This window comes from Clostridium peptidivorans (genome assembly GCF_900205925.1).
Lineage (GTDB): Bacteria > Bacillota > Clostridia > Clostridiales > Clostridiaceae > Clostridium_AK > Clostridium_AK peptidivorans.
Genome location: NZ_OAOD01000026.1, coordinates 15,549 through 34,156 on the forward strand (window position 1 = coordinate 15,549; position 18,608 = coordinate 34,156).

An 18,608-nucleotide genomic window follows, 5' to 3' on the forward strand; every position below is an offset into this window, starting at 1 on the left:
GTGTGGGAAAGAAGATTTTTTATCTTCGTAAATATATAATTCTACACAAATTAATTTTTTCCTTCATGCCTTATAAATTTTTTTATTTAATTTAACGCTATATAATAATGTTTTTAATGTTATTTTAAAGCATATTTTTTTTCTTTGCTAGGTTCACCAAAGCTCTAACTGCTATCTTAATAATTTTCTTTTCAACTTCATTATAAAGCTTATCCTTTTCCTCTAGGGTAAGCTGATTTTTTTGAAGTATGTTAGAATCAGTACCTACTATAGCACCAACCTTAAACCCTCTTTTAGAGCCTACAATAAATGCTGTAGCACACTCCATTTCAGATACTGCAACATCAGTATTTGATAACTTTTCATTTAATTCAGTGTCTTGCATATAATAAGCATCTCTTGTAAGGCTTGTGCCCATAAAAACTTCTTCCTTTAATTCCTTAGCTGCTTCTCTAAGGGCTAATGTCACATCAAAGTTTGCAATTGCAGGATATATTTCTGGAAGATACACCTTACTTGTTCCTTCAGCTCTTACAGCTGCATTTATTATAACAGAGCTTCCTATTTTTAGATCTTCTCTTCTTCCTCCAGCAGAGCCTACCCTAATAAAAGTATGACATCCAAGCTTTGCAAGTTCTTCCATTGCAATTGCCGTTGAAGGTCCACCTATACCTGTAGAACATACAGTAAGTCTTACTCCATCCTTTTCTCCTGTATAAACTACATATTCCCTGTTTTCTGCTATCTTTTCCATGGTATCAAAGGTTTCTGCAATTCTCTTTGCTCTACCAGGATCTCCTGGAATTAATACATAAGGTGCCACGTCTCCTTCTTTACATCTTATATGCTTTTGCATTGTTATATCGTAACTCATATATTATCCCTCCACTATTAAGTTTACTATTTTTCCTTCCTTAACCTTTACAAGCCCCTTATCTGTTATTTTAAGTTCAGGACTTACAGGAAGTGAATTTGTACTTAAGGACATTACAGGATTGTAATGATTGTATCCTAAACCTTTCATAGCCTCTTTTACCTTTGAAAGTTGAAAACCTACTTCCTCTACTGATTTCTCTGAAAGTATTCCTGCCACATTAAGCTTCACACTTGCTAAAATGCTTTCATTTTCACAGGCACAGTATCCACCTTGGTTTTCTATAACAAAGTTTGCAGCACATACTATGTCCTTTTTACTTTTTCCTACGGCAAGTAAGTTGTGATGGTCATGGGCATAAGTAGTTGCAACTGCTCCCCTTTTAATGGTATCTCCCGAAGCTAAGGCTAAGGTTACATTTCCCGTTCCCTTATGTCTCTCAAAAACACCTATAAGAGAATAGGGTGAACTTTCCCAATCTATATATCCATTTACCACATTTAAATAATCAAATATTTCCTCTGTAAAAGTACTCCCATTTTTTACATTTATAATTCTGCACTTAACTTTTCCAGTTTGTATATTTGCCTTTAGTTTTAAATCTTCTTCACTTATCTTTGAAAGCTTAATACTGTTATAAAAGTCATCTGGAAATCCGTTTTTTGAAGGTGTATATTCATACCTTTTGCCTTCTTCATAAACACATTTTCCATCCTTATATACTGAACTAATTTTAAATTCCTCTACATCATCTAATATTATAAAATCTGCTATTTTGCCTGGTGCTATAGCTCCTCTATCCTTTAAATCCATCCTTAAAGCTGGATTTAATGTTCCAAAAGTTATTGCTCTTTCAGGCTTCATGCCCAGCTTAATTGCCTTTTTAATTATGTTATTTAGGTGACCCTCATTTATAAAGTTATCTGCCATTACATCATCTGTTACAAAACAAAAATTATTATAAATATCATTTTCTTCAATGAACTTTATGTTTTCAGGAGTTAAGGATTTTTCTTGAACTTCTACAAACATTCCATTTAAAAATCTATCTTCCATGGTTTCTGGAGTATGCTGAGTATGATCTGAATCTACACCATTAAATATAAACTTATATAAATCTTCTCCTGTAATCCTTGGGCAGTGTCCTTCTATAATAAGCTTTGGATAATTCTTTTTTATGTAACTTAAGAATTTATTTATCTTACTTTCTGGATTTTTAATTACTTCCACATAATTCATAACTTCCCCAAGGCATATTACCTTAGGATTTTTTATAAGCTCTTCAAATTCATCTATGCCTATCTCCGCTCCTGAGGTTTCTAATTCTGTTGAAGGAACAGAACTTGGAATCCCATAAAAAATATCAGCAATGCAGTTTTCATCCCTTTTTATCATTTCCTTTATTCCAGAAATTCCAAATACATTAGCTATTTCATGAGGTTCTGCAACTACTGTAGTCACGCCATTTCTAATAAGCTCGTGTGAAAAAGCTTCAGGTGTTACCATGGAGCTTTCTATGTGAAGATGTATATCTATTAGGGAAGGAATTAAGAACCTTCCTTCCCCTTCTATAACACTTTCGGCACTTATATCTTTTAAATCCTTTAAAGTTGTATATAAAAACCTTCCGTCCTTTATAACAACTGAAGACTTTATAAACTTTTTTGAATATACATTAAACACTTGTATATCTTTTATTATCAAATCCATCATATATTTAACCCTTCTTATTTTCCTGAGGATATTTCTTTATTCCAAGTATCTACCCATTGTTTATTTACACCATTTACGTATTCCCAATCCACAGGTTTTAATTTTTTAATCATTTCTTCTCCATAGGTTTGACCCTTAGCTTCTTCTGCAGTTAATTTTACATTTTTATTTGATGGTGCTTCTACTTTAGCTTTACCAGTTGCAGTTTGAACTTCTTCACTTAATGCAAAATCTATAAACTTTTCAGCAAGCTCTTTATTCTTTGTTCCTTTAACTATATTTATTGTATTAAGTCCTACATAACTTCCTTCCACTGGAGTTACAAATTTAGCCTGTGGACATGCTTTTAATATATTTCCATAAGCAAAATCTTGAATAACTGCTACAGCTATTTCCCCTTGATTAAACATGTTTGCAAGTTCTGAGGATTTTCCATAGTATTTAACAACGCTTGGTGCAAGCTGCTTCATTTTATCAAAAGCTTTAGTTTCATTTCCCTTTATATCTACTCCAGCCTGCTGCCCTGCTACCATCATCATAAGTGGTCCTGCAGTTACTGTTATATCTGGAATTGCAATTTTTCCTTTAAGCTCTGGTTTCCAAAGATCTTCCCAAGATGTTATAGGAGTTTTAATAACTTCTGGATCATATACTATCCCAAGACTATTTATAGTGTATGCTGGTCCATATCCTTCTCCCTGAGGAGCTTTTGCTAAATCATATAAATTATTTAAGTTTGGAACATTTTCTGTATTTATCTTTTCAAATAATCCTTCTTTTATTCCTTGCATGGAATATAAATCTGCAAGATAAATTAAGTCAATTCCTTCTTTCTTTTGCTTAAGTTTTGTAAGTCTCTCTCCGTTATTACCTTTTTCTAAAACTATTTTACAATTGTATTTCTTTTCAAAGGGCTCATATATATTTTTCTTTAATAAGTCCTCATTAAATCCCCAAGTGGAAATTGTTAAGGTCTTTGGTTCTTCCTTTGTATTTGTTGAAGTTTCTTTGGATCCACAGCCTGCTAAAAGTGTGGTTGCAGTAAGTACTGATGCAAGTAAAATGCTTAATTTTTTCATTGATATTTCCCCCTTAAACTAATATTAATTTATCTTTATTAAATTTAATATTTACCTTTTCACCATTTTTAAAGTTATTTTCAAAACTTGTATTTACTATAAAATCACCAAGCTTAGTGCTTACTATATACTGAATTTGCTTTCCAAGAAATGTACTTATTCCAACAATTCCTTCTAGGGTATTTTCTAAATTTTCTCCATTAAATCTTTCAATTATTATATCTTCTGGTCTTATGGTTCCTTTTACATCTAACCCCTTTGTATAGTTTGTTTTGAATACAGTGTCATCCTTTGCTTTATAAACTCCTTGTCCATCTTCTTTATTTATAAGCTTTAAATCTATAAAGTTTTCAAATCCCACAAACTTTGCAGTAAATTCAGTTAATGGATTGTTATATATGTTAACTGGATTATCTAACTGCTCAATTATGCCACCATTCATTACAGCAACTTTATCTGAAATAGAAAAACATTCTTCTTGGTCATGAGTTACATATATTGCAGTAATGCCAAGTCTTTGCTGAATTTTTCTTATTTCAACTCTCATTTTCACTCTGAGTTTTGCATCTAAATTACTTAAAGGTTCATCAAAGAGTAATAATCCTGGTCTTATAACTAGTGCCCTAGCAAGTGCAACTCTTTGTTTTTGTCCTCCTGAAAGTTCATCTGGAAATCTCTTTTCAAATCCTTTAAGATCTACTACTTCAAGCATTTCCATAACTCTTTTATTTATTTCTGAATTATCCATTTTTCTAAGCTTTAATCCAAATGCTACGTTATCAAATATACTTAAGTGTGGAAATAACGCATAGTTTTGAAATACGTATCCAAAGTTTCTTTTATGCACAGGAACTTTAGTATAATCCTCACCATCGAATATAAATTGCCCTTCCTTACTATTTAAAAAGCCTTGAACAAGTCTCAAAGTTGTTGTTTTTCCGCATCCGCTTGGTCCTAAAAGAGAGACAAGTTCTCCTTTTTCCACTTGGAAATTAAAGTTTTTAAGTATCATGTTATCGCCATAACCTGCAGTTATATTTCTTAATTCAAGTAATGCCATATCTTATCACTCCTATTTAGCAAAATAACTTAATCCTAAAGTCTTTTCTACAATTACCATTAAAACTATTGTAAATACCATAAGCACAACAGATAATGCTGCAATGGTTGGATCATAATTGTACTCTACATAACTTAACATTTGTATAGGTAATGTACTTACCCCTGGCCCTGATAAAAATACCGAAAGAGGTACATTATTAAAGGAATTTATAAAAGCAAGTATAAATGCTGCTATTACCCCTGATTTAATATTGGGAAGTACTACCTTAAAAAATGTCTTTCCTTTACTTAGTCCTAAACTCATAGCTGCTTCCTCTATGGAATAATCAAAATTACTAAGACTTGAGGAAACAACCCTTATAGCATAGGGAAAAAGTATTATAGCATGTCCAATAAACAAACTTAAATAAACCGGGAAATCATTTTCTACCATTAAAAATTTTAATAATGCAAAACCTAAAACTATACCTGGTATAAGTACAGGAGATACAAATATTCCATTGAGAACATTTTTACCCTTAAAGTTATATCTATTTATAGCATAAGCTGCTGGAATTCCCATAATAAGTGCTACCATAGTAGCTAAAAAAGCAATTCCCAAACTAATTTTTAAAGTTTCCATAAACATTTCTACATTTAATATGTTTTCAAACCACTTAAGAGAAAACCCCTTTGGAGGAAAAGTTAAGAAATTTTCACTGCTAAAAGAAGCTCCAATTATTATAAGCAGTGGTCCTAGTAAGAAAATATATACCATTAAAGTGAATATCACCAAAAATTTATTCTTTTTCATCTTTACCTATCCCCTTTTATTTAAAATTTTAGCTCCTCTATTCATAATGGAAGTAACTATAATTGTTGTAATTATCATTATAACTGCAACAACAGATGCACTATTCCAATCAGATAAAGTCATTGCATTTTGATATATCATTGTAGCTAAAACTCTCGTCTTAGTTCCTCCTAAAAGCTGTGGAGTAGTGTATGCAGTAAGACATCCTGTAAATACAAGTACACTTCCTGTCATAAGCCCTGGCACGCTTAATGGAAATACTACTTTTAAAAATGCCTTAAACTTTGAAGCTCCAAGACTTTCTGCTGCAAGCATATAATCTTCTGTTATATTTTCCATTACCCCTACAAGAGAAAGTATCATTAAAGGTAGGAACAATTGTACAAATCCTACTACAATAGAAAATTCATTATATAACATACTAAGTGGACTATTGATTAAATTGAGATTTAGAAGAATTGAATTTAAAAGTCCCTTTTTACCAAGTATTACAATCCAGCAAAAGGAACGAACAACTGGAGATGTAAGCATAGGAAACACTGCCAACGATATGTATAACCCTCTTCTTTTATCACCTATTTTAGATATGTAATATGCTGTAGGCAATCCTAAAATTGCACATATTATAGTACTTATTAAACTTAATTTTATAGTTCTTATAAATACATCTTGAAAAAAAGAGTCCTTAAGTATTTTAGTATAGGCTCCTATAGATAATGCTCCTTCAATTTGAAATGTGGAAATACATATCTTAAGCACTGGAATTATAGCAAATAAACTTAAAAATATTGCAGCAGGTATCATTAAATAAAATCCAGTTCTCCTTTTCATATTTGTCACCCCCTAAAATTTACATATTCATTGCGATAATTTTCATTTTATAACTGCCTATAAATCGTATTAATACGAACTAAACATTTAATATTTAAATTATTATTCGTATTTAACAAGATAATAATATCTCACTTTAGAAGTATAGTCAATAGTTTATAAATAATAAATCGTGGTATAATAATATGTATTACTTAGTATGGAGGTGCTTTCATGCAAACATTAAGTTTTTTAGGAAGAGGATCTGCTTTTAATACAGAAGAGGGAAATTCTTCAGCTTATATAAAACATAACGATAAACTTCTATTAATAGATTGTGGAGAAAGTATATTTGAAAGGATTAAAAGAAAGAAACTTTTAGAAACTTGCAAAGATATAACTATACTAATTACTCATTTACATTCCGATCATGTAGGAAGTCTTAGCAGCCTTATTTTTTACTGCTATTACATGTTAAATAAAAAGGTTTCAATAATATACCCTTCCCCTTACGCATTAAAATCCCTTTTTAGCATAATGAATAACAAGGAAAATATGTTTAACTTGATAGAAAGCAATGAAAATGTTCGTATTTCTTTAGGAGATATAGAAGTTATGCCCGTTAAGGTTTCTCATTCCAAAGAAATGGACTGCTATGGTTATTTTATATATTATAATAATAAGACAATTTACTATAGTGGGGATTCTAATAATATTGAAGAAAACACATTAAGTCTCTTTAAGAACGGAAAAATTGATGAGCTTTATCAAGATACCTGCTACCCTGATTATAAAGGAAGTGGCCATTTATCCATTAGCAAACTTTCTAATTTAATCCCTGAAGATCTAAGAGAAAAAGTTTATTGTATACATATTGACGGGAATGAATTAATTGAATCGGCAACAGATCTTGGATTTAATATAGTAGCAGTTAATAATTTATAGTCATCATAAAAAGAAATGGCGACATTTTGAATATTGAATCTATCATATGGGATTTGCATCTAGGAAAGCGTTCATTTCGCAAAAAAGGTCTAATATTTCTGCCCTTAAAATATCTAAACCTTCTAAACTCGCTTTGCTCAAACAATAGAAGGTTCTTAACGATATTTTAATTTCAGAAATAAAGACCTTTTAGTGCTTACTCAATGCTTTCTACAATGTAAATCCCATATGATTATTCAATATTCAAAATATTACTCAGGTTTACTGCCTGAAAGAAGAAATTTCCCTTTGGCGAAATTTCCTTTTAATAAATTGATACTTAGCAAAGGGCTGGTAAGCCCGCAAAACGATAGGTTGTAAAATGTTATCCATTCAAATTTTTATTAAGAGCCTTTCAGCATGCCAAATTAAACTTTTATATTCATTTCTTATAAGTTCTTGTGACCTCCAGGGCTGCCGCCCTAAAAGATTTTTATGTACCAAGTCGTAAAATATTTTAGAAATTCAGCTCACTGAATTTCCTCCTTTAGCAGGTATATGTGATATTTTCAATGTTGAATATACAGTATGAGATTTGCATTGTAGAAAGCATTGAACAAGCATTAGAAGCTCTTTATTTCTGGCTTTAAAGCACCGTTAAGAATTTTCTACTGTCTGAGCGGCAGCGAGTTTAGAAAATTTAGGTGGTTTAAAATCAGAAATATTAGAGCTTCCTTGCGCAGTGAACCGCTTTCCTAAATGCAAATCTCATACTGTAGGTTCAACATTACTTTAAAATGTCGCACTATTTCTATATTTTTTTTAGAATGTTATTTATACCTTCACTTGTTTTTAAACGCTGTTCATGAATCCATTCCTCATCAAACTTCAAGTCAAATAACTTTGAAAAGGAGTAATATAAATTTAATTTTTGATAGTAAATTTCCAACTCGTATAAATCATTAAACCTATAAGAAGGTTTTGATAATTTTTCTTTTCTTGCTACAAATAATTCATCTACGTAAGTTAAAAATGTGCTCATAAGTTCTTTATCACTTACATCAAAGGGAACTTTTAAAAGCTTCCATTGAATCCCTTCATCTAACTTATAAAACTTTAAGTTATCAAGTATGATTATATATTCAGTTATATCCATCTTTCTATAAAAAGGTACTTTTTCTTCTCTTGTGCTCCATAGTGCTAACTTTTCTCTTAAAGGTAAGCTCTTTACCTTAAGTATTGCATCACTTGGCCCTATTACTCCTTCATTTATATCTCTATCCTTTACCATAATCATTTCATCTATGAAATCTTGAGTATGTCCATGGGATGCTACATATCCTATATCATATATACCTTTTCTTCCCGCTCTTCCAGCAATTTGTTTTATCTCCTGTGAAGTTAAATATCTAACTTCACTGCCATCAAACTTTTTAACATCCATAAATACTATTCTCTTTATAGGTAAATTTACTCCCATACCTATTGCATCAGTAGTTATAAGTATCGAAGTTTCTTTATTTATAAACTGCTCATATTGTTTTCTTCTAACTTCTGGAGGTAAGTCTCCATAAATAAGACTTGCTTTTATACCTAAATCTCCATAATGGTATGCAAGATTTAAAACTCTTTTTTTAGAAAATACAACTAATGCATCTCCCTCTTGAATGTCTCTATACACAAATTGAGTGTCTTGTACCTCTAAAGGTATATCCCTTGTGTACTCTCTAAATTCGTATTCATCTTCACAATCCTCTATTATCTCCATTAAAAGTTCCTTGGTATTTAATGCACCACATACATGAATTTCTTTACAATTTAAGGCCAACATAGCTCTTGTCCAAGCGGCTCCTCTTTGATCATCATTTATCATTTGCACTTCATCTATTATTGCCAAGTCATAGTTTTCTCCTATATTCAGCTTTTCTATAGTACAAGAAGTATGCGTTGCTCCTTCTATAATTATTTCTTCTTCCCCTGTAAGTAAGTTGCACTTTACTCCTTCACTGTTTAATCTTTCAAAATTTTCTAATGCAAGTATTCTTAAAGGCGATAAATATATTCCCTTAGTAACTTCTTTTAACCTTTGCATGGCATTATAAGTTTTCCCGGTATTGGTTTCTCCTAAGTGAAGATAAAACTTTCTTTTAAGTCTTCTTGCATCTTCATATTCATCCTTAGGATTTTTAGGAAATATAGTTTCAAATTCATGATATATAAGCTTTGGTATATGCTTAGTTATAAGTACGCTTATAGCACCTGATTTTAAATAAGCACTGTAATTTCCCTTTACAATTTCGTCAAATCTATAATTTGTATGATTTTTTCTATTATAATCCTCTATAAGCCTTTTAGATATGTACTCTAAAATATCTAAATATCTTTCATAAACTATTCTAAATTCCTTATTATCAAGACCTTCAAATTCTTTTAGTTGTTTTAATTTTTTACGAACTGCTGCCTCCTGTTCCCAAAGCATATGTGGTTTAGTATGCCTTACTATTTGTTCTATTTGATTTATTTGACTTTTTATCTTTCTAAAGTTTCTATCTACTGTACTTTTACTGTTACCTCTTCCCATAGTAAAACTCCTTACACACGATATTTATAATTTACTATTATATCATTATTTTCCATTAAAAATACCTCTCTTAGCAAAGCCTATACTTAGCTTTACCAGAGAGGTAAATTAAATGCTACATTTTATTAAAATATATTACTTTTTACTCTACTTCTATTCCATCTTTAGTTACATATGGTCCTGTTTCTGGCATATTTTCAGCTATGCTTGTATCTGCTTCATATAAAGATCCATCAGCTGTTGCTGATACTAAAGACATAATAGATTCTACGAAAGTTTTTGTTAAATATCCAGATGATTTTTGTCCAAGACTCTGCATTTGTCCACGCATTTCAATTAAAACGCTTCCAGCTCCAGCTATACCATAGGAATTTCTCGCTATTCCTTCATAAGCTCCACCATCATATTTGCTTACTTCTGCAAATCCAAAATGCTCTAAATGGTTATATAGTACTGAACACATCTTCTTTGATAACTCTACTGCCTCAGGTTTAGCCTTTGGATCTGTAGGCCAAAGTATTGAAGTTTTAATCATATTACCATTTTCTTCATTAAGATATGTGCCCTGATGATGTAAATCAATTATCCATTCAGGCTGAATAGCTTTAAATGCATTTAATACTGCTACTGACTCTTTAACAGGGTTAGTTGGGAATGTCTTTCCATTATCCATTTTATAATATGGACTATCTTCCCAATTCTGCCAATGCCAACGGTTCATATCGTATCCTACACCAGGCTGTGTATAGCTAACCTTTGGTGCTGTTGGATCATCTGTATATCTTTGTCTCTTTTCTGTTCCGTCAACGTTTACTCTTGGCACAATATACACAGTAACTTCGCTTAATATATCTTTAACTTTATTATTATCTGTACTTAAATATTTTAATACGCTAAGTGCTGCTTCTGTTCCTAAAGGTTCATTTCCATGTTGCTGACTGATTACCATAACTTTTTTAGGGCCAGTTCCCACCTTTGCAAGATATATATCCCTACCTTGATTTGATTTACCTATAGTTGAAAGCTGCATTTTGCCCTTAGATGACTTTTCAATTTGCTTTAATGTTTTTGATAGTTCCTCATAATCATGTAAGCTGCTTAAGCTTATGTTTTGATTTTCATTTACCCATGGCCCACTTGGCTTTAAATTAGTACCACCTGCATAAATCGTTGAAGATGCGGTAATTACTGATACTAAAGCCAATGCTAATGCAAGTCCACGTGATTTTCTCATAACATTCTCCCCCTATACGTTTATTATTTTTTAATCATTTAGTATTATTATTTAGCTCATTTTTATTATATATCTTTTAAAATGTTATTTTGTGTCGTAATCTAGCAAGTCTCAGCAAAAGATTTCCAACTATTTTATAACTTTTTTTCATATTTTCTTTTTTATTTGTCAAATTTTTCATTTTTTATATATTTATAAATAAATTAAAGCTTGAATTAAAGAAAAAAATATATCGTAAATTGGGATATTATGTAACTATTTTTCCTAAAAAAATTATAATAAAAAAATTTATATTTAATAGAATAATAAAGTGCATTAAAGTAAAAGAATAAAGCTTATTTAAGCAAAGCAATAAGGTTTATCCTTTAATCTGTTAGTATAAAAATCATAAAAAAAGTATACAATGCTTTAAATCATTGTATACTTTCAAACAAACAAAATTAAAATTTACTATCATCCACATTTAAAAGTTCTTCTTTTATTTTATCTACCACTTCTTTTACAGTACCATCTTCAAAAGGTGACTTAAGTCCTGCTTCCTTTACAAGATTTAAAAATGACTTACTTCCTCCAAGTTTACATAGCTTCACATAGGACTGCCATGCCTTCTCTCTATTTTCCTGTGACCATACATAATATTGAAAAGCACATAACTGAGCTAAAGTATAATCTATATAGTAAAAAGGTGATTCATAAATATGTCTTTGCTGCTGCCAATATCCACCTTTTTCAAGAAAGTCATTTTCTTCATAGTTTTTATGTGGAAGATACTTCTTTTCAATATTTCTCCAGGTAGCCTTTCTTTCTTCAGGGGTCATATCAGGTCTTTCATAAACTTCATGCTGAAATTCATCCACAGATACTCCATAAGGTATAAATAAAAGTGCATCTGCTAAATGAGCAAATTTATATTTTTCTGTTTCCTCTTCAAAGAATAAATTCATCCAAGGATAAGTAAAGAACTCCATGCTCATGGAGTGAATTTCACAAGCTTCATAAGTTGGAAATTGATATTCTGGTATTTCATAAGCTCTGCTGCTATAAACTTGGAAAGCATGCCCCGCTTCATGAGTTAAAACATCCACATCCCCTGAAGTTCCATTAAAATTTGAGAATATAAATGGTGATTTGTATTCACTTATATAAGTACAATATCCTCCACTTGCTTTTCCCTTTTTAGCTACTAAATCTAAAAGCTCTCCCTTTACCATAAAGTCAAAAAATTCTCCTGTTTCCTTGGAAAGTTCATTATACATGTTCTTTGCGTTATTCACCATAAAGGCTGCATCTCCATGAGGTTTTGCATTTCCAGCTTTAAATTTAAAATCTAAATCATAATAATTCATCTTAGATAAATTAAGTCTTTTCCTTTGTTTTTCCACAAGTTCTTGGCATACAGGTACTATACTTTCTTTTACCTGCTTTCTAAAATTCTTTACCATATCTTTATTATAATCAGTTCTAAGCATTCTATCATAAGCAAGCTCTACAAAGTTATTGTAACCTAGCTTTTTAGCTATTCTTGTTCTTATCTTTACAAGTCGATCATATATATCGTCAAATTCTTTTTCATGTTCTTCAAAGAACTTATACTTTGCTTCCGATGCTGTTTTTCTCATATCTCTATCCTGTGACTGCATAAAAGGAGCCATTTGAGCTAAATTTCTTTCTTCTCCTTCAAAGATTATCTTTGCTGATGCAAGAAGCTTTGTATATTCACTAGAAACCTTATTTTCTTCCTGAAGATCAGAAATTACTTCAGAAGAAAAAGTCTTGATTGAAAGTCTTGCCATATCAAACAACTGTACTCCCCATTTTGCTTCAAGTTCATCTTTGAATTTAGAAGATATAAGAGCTTTATAATAATCTGATATAACCTCCTCATATAGAGGCATATTATTATCAAAGAAATCCTGCTCCTCTTCGTAAAACTTATCTGTAGTATCAATGGTATGTCTTATTTCAGCTATTTGAGCCATGGATTCAAATTCACTTCTTAATTTATTTATATCTTCCATAATTTTATCTTGTTTTTCTAAAGTATCACTATTTTTAAACTCTTGAAGAAGCACATTAAACTTTCCCTTAACTTCTTCTATATTAGGCCTTTGGTACTTAAATTCACTAAACTTCATAGTTTATCTTTAGTGAGAGAGTGTATAATAAGTACCAAACCCTCACTAAAATTCACTTCCTTTCTTTTTATACTTTTTTCTATGTATAACGTGTTAATAACTTTATTAACAGCTCGTCCTATTATCACTTTGCGTCTTAACTCCACTTAACTTTGCCTGTATATTGTTCTTTTTCATTCAAGTTAATTTCTTGACCACATTCACATTTTTATTTGGTGCTACATTAAAGCTTTTTACAATTAGAACAAAAATAAGCTATTCCTAATTCTGAATCATACTTTCATAAAACATTTTTAACCATTTAAAATTTTCCTTTTTTCAGATTCGAAAACAAAAAACCGTACAATTCTGTGAAAAATACGGCATTTGAAATTATTATTCGGTTTTAATGGTTGTAGTTTGGTATATCTTATTAATTTATTTTATCTGCATATATTCTGTAATTACCTACAAAATTATCAAAATTTGCTGAAAGCCAGCAACTTCCATCTTTGTCTATTACTAATTCTTTAGTATCATTCTTATTTATTGGAAAATCTTCAATCACCACATCCTTTGAACGAGTTAATTGAATTTTTAGAGAACCTTCTTTTACATTAGAATCATATGTGAATTTTACCTTATCACCTTTTTTTAAGTCTAATCTTATTACTGTATTGCTACTTGTTTTAGATTTAACCTCCTGTCCCATTTGACCTAAAGAGCATTTTATACTTTCAATAGACTTAAAAGATGAGCATCCTACTGTAAAAAGTACTAATATACATATTAACAAGGTTACGCTTAATAGCTTATGATTTTTCATGTGCTATCTCCTCCATATTATTGATATTTAGAATCAAATATGATTCATATCATAACTTAACTACTATAGGAATTATAACATATTTTTTGATAATATGGAATTTTTATCATACCTCATACCATATATTCACTTTTCAAAGAACATTATTCGTGTTTCTTATTTCAACAGTTGCGACGCCTTATCTAGCTATTACAACTTAAGTTATTTTACATTTACTGCGAAGCATTTTTCTTATCTGCTCCCATATATCTTGTTCTGTATACTGATATACACGCCCATCGTCACCTATTTCATAATTCTTACCAAATCTTTCAAGAATAAGTTTCTCCATGTCTTCTGATATGTTTAAAAATGATTTTTCTCTTAAATCTTGTATATATTTTTTAGTACCAATCACAATTTTCTCTCCTTACCTCTTTAATTTTGTAAGTTGCTCTCTAAGTCTTTCATTCTCATCTTTCAATTCTTCCATATCAACCAATTGAATAATTAGATTTTGCTTATCTTCTTTTAGTTTTTTGATTTCCTCATATAGTTGCTTTATCTTATCATCTTTAGCCTGTATTTTATCTTTTGGAGTTGCTTCTATATTCACATTAGAATTGCTTTTCTCAATGGCTCTAAGGCTTAATATACGCTCTTTTAAAATATCATTATTATATAGAGTCGCCTTAGATACTCCTGATTCCTCGGCTACTGTTTTAAAGTTGATTTTCTTCGTTTTAGAACGCTTCAATTTATCTATTACTTTATTAACCTTTTCGATAGTTTCTTGATTCTTCTTTTCTGCAAATTCCTTTAAACCTTCTGTATTTCTATTAGGCTTCTTTACCATTCATTTGCACCTCCAAACTATCTACAAGTGGTTTTAAATACTTATATTTAACATACTGTCTTTGCCAATCTCTTTCTCTACCTAACTCTTTATACCTCGTCATCTCTTTTTCCATAAGGTCTAATTCTTGCTTTAATATAGGGTAAAACTTAACTTCGGTAATATAGTTAGGACAGTTGTAGAAGAAACACCCATCACCATCGGAGCAGTTACCCCTCCTAAAATCGTATAGACATACGCCTGTCGGCAAAGGATTAAAGCTCATAGACTTAGACAAATTGGATACTATATCATCAATCTCTTGTTCCGTTTTACCACGAAACTGTTCATCAAGTTTAGACTTAATTTCTTTTGCTCTAAGTCCAGCAATTTTTGAATCTTTACCAAGTATCATATCTGAATATATTTCTTTAACTTCTTCTTCCTTCAAAGTAAGGTAGTGTGAAGTCATTTCAATAGATACATGAGAAAATTGTTTCATAATGTGTGCTATCGGAACTTTTTGTTTGATAAGTTCTCTAACAAACGTTGCTCTAAATTGATGAGATTTTAATGGATATAAGTTGCCTTTTCTATCTCTTATATCCCATCTTTTGATGAATGTAGCAAGCCTATTTTCTCCCCATTTAGAAGGATTTAAAACTCTTATTCCGTGATTTTTAATTATAAATAATTCTTTTAATCCACTTTCTTTTCTTAATTCTTTAGTATATTCGTCAAGTTCTGCAACTGTATTTTTAACTAATTCATTAATAAAAACTTTGTGAATTATAGGCTCACCTTTTTCTGTTTTACCAAGCGTAACTTCCATATAATCATATCCATCACTTGTTGTATGAACACAACCTTGTCGAATAGATAATACCTCATTGATTCTAAGTCCTGTTTGGCTCTGAATTATTATTCCTGTTTTAGTTAATATATCCGTTTCTTTATTGACTGCATAATAAAGTATTTTATCAAATATATCTTCTGGAATAGGTTTGGTTTTATTTTCTTTTAAAGCCTTTTTAATATCCCATAAGTCATTAGAAGTAAAATCTATAAAGATATTAATTTTAGGAACATTCCAACCTTTTATTTGACCTATTTTAATAATTTCTTCAACCATTGAACAACGAGCATATCCTGAACCTTGTGCAAGTTTTTTCTCTTCTTTAAGCCATAGTGCATAGTTTAAGAATATTTCTTTTGTTACTTCATTGAAACTATTAATATTATTTAAACTGCAATATTCAATGAATAAAGGCAAATATCCATTTATATTACCCCTTGCAGTTCTTGGTTTAACCTTACCTAATCTATAATAAGCATAAAGTTTTACTGTCAATTTCATATCTTCATTTTCAATGAAACTGAAGTTGATTTTCTTCTGACTATCTTTAGTTGTTTTAGTAGTTATAAACATAGATAAATCCCATACATCATCAGTAAATTTAGAATTTCCAATAGTTACATTGCTATAATCACTTTCAGCAGTTATTGGTTGTAAGTTTAATTTAGTTATTGACATCTTGTATTTCCTCCAATCTTTTTACAATCTCTTTTAGAACTTCAATAGTAGGGAGGAAATGCTCCGCATAATGGTCGCCATAGATATTTCCCTCTAATTGCTTTTCTAACTCTGCTAAATGGTTCTTATGAGACTGTAAATACTCTGGAGTAGTAATGTATCTACTACAAGTGTAACATTTCTGTCTTTTTAATAATCTGTCGCAAATCTTTCCATCAGTACAAGGCTTGGTGCAATAACCATCTTCCATTCTTGCTCCTTTATCCTTGTTTTCTTTGAACCAAATTAAATCTTTTTTATCTGCTATAACCGTTTCATCAACTTTGTTGATGTTACCGATAATACCTATATTTTTAAATATTTCGGTTCTCTCTTTATCTTTAACATCAGCATAATGTTGTTTAGTAGTCATAGCAGAAGAATGTCCTAAAACTTCTTGTATAGCCTTTAAATCAGTTCCTTTAGATAACATATCAGTAGCAAGTGTTCTTCTGAATTGGTGTGATGTAAGATTGTAATATTCACCGTTGGTATCTCTTATATTGTGATTTTGAACAAAACCTTTGCCCCTCAAATTTCCATTGACAATATTTCCATCACCATTAAGCCAAACTTTGTATCTTATTTCATTAATAATGGTTATTTCTCCAACATTAGAACCATTTGTAACTCTATGAATAAACAAATAATCTTTAATGCTATCATCAGCCTGTTCTCTTAATTCTTTTGTATGCTCTATCAATTTTTCGATTGCGATAGCACATTCGTTAGGAATAGGCATTGGTTGGCGTTCCTTACGATTTTTATGGTCATACCAAATTAAAGTATATCCACTAATCAAATGTGGCTTAACGCTATCGGTAGTTAATTTAAGCATATCTCCAATCCTCATTCCCGTTGATTGAAGAATGATTATTCCATATTTAAGATATGGATTTTCTTCATTAACCAAGGCTTTATTTATCTGTTCTAAAACTTCATCAGGAATAAAATCTATTTTAAGTTTTCTATTAACTCCTGTATATTCATTGCCTGTAAATATCTCTGTTTTAGGTACTTCATTAGGCATATATAATTGCCCCCAACGAATGATTGCTTTTATTTTATCTAAGTGCAGTTTTTGAGTTTGGTAGGAAAGTGGCTTATTAGTTCTATTCGATATATAAGTTTTAAGAAAGGATATAAATAATTCAATATCATTATTAGTTAATTTATTTAATGAAGTTATATTATTAGTCATTAAGAATTCATTGAATAATTTTAACTTATTGTTATCCTCGTATAATTTATATGTGGATTTATTTCCTTCCTTGTAATTCCTCCAAATATATGCTTTAACCATATTTTTAATGCTATCGCCCTCGATATGAGAAAAATCAAACTTAAATTTTCTACCATAATGTTGAGAATTACTGTCAGTATCCATTAATCCCCATTTATCACCGTTAGGCATTTTACTTGCCATTTGCTCCACCTCCAATCAACGAACTCTTATTCCAATATCTACTTAAATTGTCTTCAAGATACTGATTTGAAATATGAGTATATTGTTGTGTGGTGGTGATATGCTCATGCCCTAAGATTATCTTAACAACACTAATATCCATCCCACTTTGAACTAAAGCAGTTGCACAAGTATGCCTTAAATCGTGGAAATTTAACTCTATATCAGTTTTCTTTTTAACTGTGTTAAATACTTCATAGATTGCTCTATAAGTTAGTGGCTTGCCTAAATTTTGCTTTTGTTGTGATACAAAGATATAACTATGCTCTGTATCAATATTATTTCTTTCTTCCATTATGAAATTATCTATTTCTTCAAGTAAAGCCATTGGAATATATAAGTGTCTTGTTTTGCCTTTAGACTTTATATTTTCTAACATTCCAATTTCTTTAGAAGTATCAGGATAAGGTATATCCTCAATTTGAAGTTCTAATACTTCACCAATTCTCGCCCCTGTAAGGTACATTATTTTGAAAATCAACTTATCTCTCCAAGTAGGTAAAGCATTTAAAAATGTTTCAGCATCACTATCTGATACTAATTTAAAAGTAGTTTTGCTTGCTTTAACCTTGAATATAGATTGCTTAGTTTTATTATTATTTCTTGCATGGTGCAAAAGGCTCTTTGAAATGTACCCTTTGTCAAGGACACAATAAAAAAGACTAAGCGGTTTTAAGGAGATGATCCCTGTATTGTACAGGGGTCATTTTGTTTAGTCCCCACTGATACCTATAATTGTTATAGTA

The 18,608-nt window shown here is 30.5% G+C and carries 17 protein-coding genes; 1 reads left to right on the plus strand and 16 read right to left on the minus strand.

The window, feature by feature from the left end; genetic code table 11:
- Positions 1 to 124: 124 nt before the first annotated feature.
- From CRN98_RS15390 to CRN98_RS15415, 6 genes are read right to left on the minus strand one after another with little or no spacing between them, the layout of a single operon-like run.
- Complete coding sequence (locus CRN98_RS15390; RefSeq protein WP_097028312.1) at positions 125 to 874, minus strand: nucleoside phosphorylase; 750 nt, start codon at positions 872 to 874, stop codon at positions 125 to 127.
- Between the two features lie 3 nt (positions 875 to 877).
- Positions 878 to 2,587, minus strand: coding sequence for an adenine deaminase (locus tag CRN98_RS15395; RefSeq protein WP_097028313.1), 1,710 nt, complete (start codon positions 2,585 to 2,587; stop codon positions 878 to 880).
- Between the two features lie 14 nt (positions 2,588 to 2,601).
- Positions 2,602 to 3,666, minus strand: coding sequence for an ABC transporter substrate-binding protein (locus CRN98_RS15400; protein ID WP_097028314.1), 1,065 nt, complete (start codon positions 3,664 to 3,666; stop codon positions 2,602 to 2,604).
- A 13-nt stretch (positions 3,667 to 3,679) separates the two neighbouring features.
- Positions 3,680 to 4,726, minus strand: a complete 1,047-nt coding sequence (locus CRN98_RS15405; RefSeq protein ID WP_097028315.1) for an ABC transporter ATP-binding protein — start codon at positions 4,724 to 4,726, stop codon at positions 3,680 to 3,682.
- A 12-nt stretch (positions 4,727 to 4,738) separates the two neighbouring features.
- Positions 4,739 to 5,521 carry an ABC transporter permease gene (locus tag CRN98_RS15410; protein ID WP_097028316.1) on the minus strand — a complete coding sequence of 261 codons (783 nt, stop codon included), beginning with the start codon at positions 5,519 to 5,521 and terminating at the stop codon, positions 4,739 to 4,741.
- A 6-nt stretch (positions 5,522 to 5,527) separates the two neighbouring features.
- Entirely contained in the window at positions 5,528 to 6,352 is an 825-nt protein-coding gene (locus tag CRN98_RS15415) for an ABC transporter permease (RefSeq protein ID WP_097028317.1), read from the minus strand.
- A gap of 213 nt (positions 6,353 to 6,565) precedes the next feature.
- Here CRN98_RS15415 and CRN98_RS15420 point away from each other — a divergent pair, with 213 nt between their 5' ends.
- Positions 6,566 to 7,276: an MBL fold metallo-hydrolase gene (locus CRN98_RS15420; RefSeq protein WP_097028318.1), complete on the plus strand. Its 711-nt coding sequence runs from the start codon at positions 6,566 to 6,568 to the stop codon at positions 7,274 to 7,276.
- Between the two features lie 790 nt (positions 7,277 to 8,066).
- Here the strand turns inward: CRN98_RS15420 and CRN98_RS15425 are convergent.
- The 10 genes from CRN98_RS15425 to CRN98_RS17520 all read right to left on the minus strand — a co-directional run.
- On the minus strand, positions 8,067 to 9,836 hold the full coding sequence (locus tag CRN98_RS15425; protein ID WP_097028319.1) for a helicase-related protein: 1,770 nt from the start codon (positions 9,834 to 9,836) through the stop codon (positions 8,067 to 8,069).
- A 142-nt stretch (positions 9,837 to 9,978) separates the two neighbouring features.
- Positions 9,979 to 11,070 (minus strand): M14 family metallopeptidase, encoded by a 1,092-nt coding sequence (locus tag CRN98_RS15430; RefSeq protein ID WP_097028320.1) that lies wholly within the window; start codon positions 11,068 to 11,070, stop codon positions 9,979 to 9,981.
- A 440-nt stretch (positions 11,071 to 11,510) separates the two neighbouring features.
- Entirely contained in the window at positions 11,511 to 13,205 is a 1,695-nt protein-coding gene (locus CRN98_RS15435; RefSeq protein WP_097028321.1) for a M3 family oligoendopeptidase, read from the minus strand.
- 412 nt (positions 13,206 to 13,617) lie between these two features.
- Positions 13,618 to 14,010 carry a hypothetical protein gene (locus CRN98_RS15440; protein ID WP_097028322.1) on the minus strand — a complete coding sequence of 131 codons (393 nt, stop codon included), beginning with the start codon at positions 14,008 to 14,010 and terminating at the stop codon, positions 13,618 to 13,620.
- Between the two features lie 196 nt (positions 14,011 to 14,206).
- Positions 14,207 to 14,407: a hypothetical protein gene (locus CRN98_RS15445; RefSeq protein WP_097028323.1), complete on the minus strand. Its 201-nt coding sequence runs from the start codon at positions 14,405 to 14,407 to the stop codon at positions 14,207 to 14,209.
- A 12-nt stretch (positions 14,408 to 14,419) separates the two neighbouring features.
- Positions 14,420 to 14,845, minus strand: a complete 426-nt coding sequence (locus CRN98_RS15450) for a DUF6262 family protein (RefSeq protein ID WP_097028324.1) — start codon at positions 14,843 to 14,845, stop codon at positions 14,420 to 14,422.
- Positions 14,829 to 16,358 carry a tyrosine-type recombinase/integrase gene (locus tag CRN98_RS15455; protein ID WP_097028325.1) on the minus strand — a complete coding sequence of 510 codons (1,530 nt, stop codon included), beginning with the start codon at positions 16,356 to 16,358 and terminating at the stop codon, positions 14,829 to 14,831. The genes CRN98_RS15450 and CRN98_RS15455 overlap by 17 nt, the downstream gene beginning before the upstream one ends.
- On the minus strand, positions 16,345 to 17,823 hold the full coding sequence (locus tag CRN98_RS15460) for a tyrosine-type recombinase/integrase (protein ID WP_097028326.1): 1,479 nt from the start codon (positions 17,821 to 17,823) through the stop codon (positions 16,345 to 16,347). The genes CRN98_RS15455 and CRN98_RS15460 overlap by 14 nt, the downstream gene beginning before the upstream one ends.
- On the minus strand, positions 17,813 to 18,478 hold the full coding sequence (locus CRN98_RS15465; RefSeq protein ID WP_179632197.1) for a tyrosine-type recombinase/integrase: 666 nt from the start codon (positions 18,476 to 18,478) through the stop codon (positions 17,813 to 17,815). Before CRN98_RS15465 ends, CRN98_RS15460 begins: the two co-directional genes overlap by 11 nt.
- Positions 18,479 to 18,524: 46 nt before the next feature.
- A partial coding sequence (locus CRN98_RS17520) for an IS3 family transposase (RefSeq protein ID WP_143331310.1) occupies positions 18,525 to 18,608 on the minus strand: 84 nt, incomplete at its 5' end.